The 1,067-nt window shown below is 72.6% G+C and carries 1 protein-coding gene; it reads right to left on the bottom strand.

All coding sequences use genetic code 11. The annotated features are described in order from the left end of the window. Window positions 1-1,067, bottom strand: a 1,067-nt coding sequence (locus ACODT0_RS42315; RefSeq protein ID WP_489044040.1) for an amino acid adenylation domain-containing protein, incomplete at both ends; no start/stop codon positions are given.

The following is a 1,067-nucleotide window of genomic DNA, read 5'->3' as shown; positions in this document are numbered from 1 at the left end:
CCCGGGGCGCCCCAGGTAGCCGCGCGCCAGCAAGCCTCCGCCGATGTACAGCTCCCCCGCCACGCCCAGCGCCACCGGCTCCAGCTGCCCATCCAGCACCCACGCGCTCGTCTCGCTGATCGGACGGCCTATCGGCACCTGGCTGCTTCCATCGTCGCGGCACGTCCACTGCGTCACGTGGATCGTCGTCTCCGTCGGCCCGTACAGGTTCTGCAGCGACGCCCCCTTCAGCCTGCGCAGCGCCTCCGACTGCGTCGCCGCCGGCATCGCCTCCCCGCCGCAGATGATGTAGCGCAGCCGCGTGCTCCGCTCGATCCCCTCGTGCCCGAGGAAGGCCTGCAGCATCGAGGGCACGAAGTTCAGCGTCGTCACCTGGTGGCGCTGGATCAGCCGCACCAGCCGCTCCGGGTCCCGGTGGTCCCCGGGGTTCGCGATCACCAGCTTCACGCCGGTGGTCAGCGGCCAGAACATCTCCCACACCGACACGTCGAAGCCGAACGGCGCCTTGTGCAGCACCGTGTCCGCCGCCGTCAGCCCGTAGTTCGCCTGCATCCACGCCATGCAGCTGGACAGCGCCGCGTGGCGCACCGCCGCGCCCTTGGGCCGCCCCGTCGAGCCCGAGGTGTAGATCACGTACGCCAGCTGCTCGCCATGCACCGCCACCTCGGGGTCGGTCGCGGGCTCGCCCGAGACATCCACGGTGTCGAGGTCCAGCACCCGCGGGCCGCCCGCCATCGAGGCCACCGAGGCCGGCGCGCGCAGGCCGCCCTGCACCAGCAGCAGCGCGATGCCGCTGTCCTCGATCATGTAGCCCAGGCGTTCCGCCGGGTACTCCGGATCCAGCGGCACATAGGCGCCGCCGGCCTTGAGCACCGCGAGGATGCCCACCATCATCTCCACCGAGCGCTGCGCCAGCAGGCCCACGCGCGTCTCGGGCTTCACCCCCAGCGCGATCAGGCGGTGCGCCAGCCGGTTCGCGCGCGCGTTGAGCTCCCCGCGGCCGAGCACCTGCTCGTCGAAGGCCAGCGCCGGCGCAGCGGGCTCGGCCCGCGCGTGCGCCTCGATCA

The sequence above is a fragment of the Variovorax sp. FG153 genome (assembly GCF_057809595.1).
The sequence above is the reverse complement of the archived record's forward strand: the minus strand, read 5'-3'. Positions and strand labels throughout refer to the sequence as shown.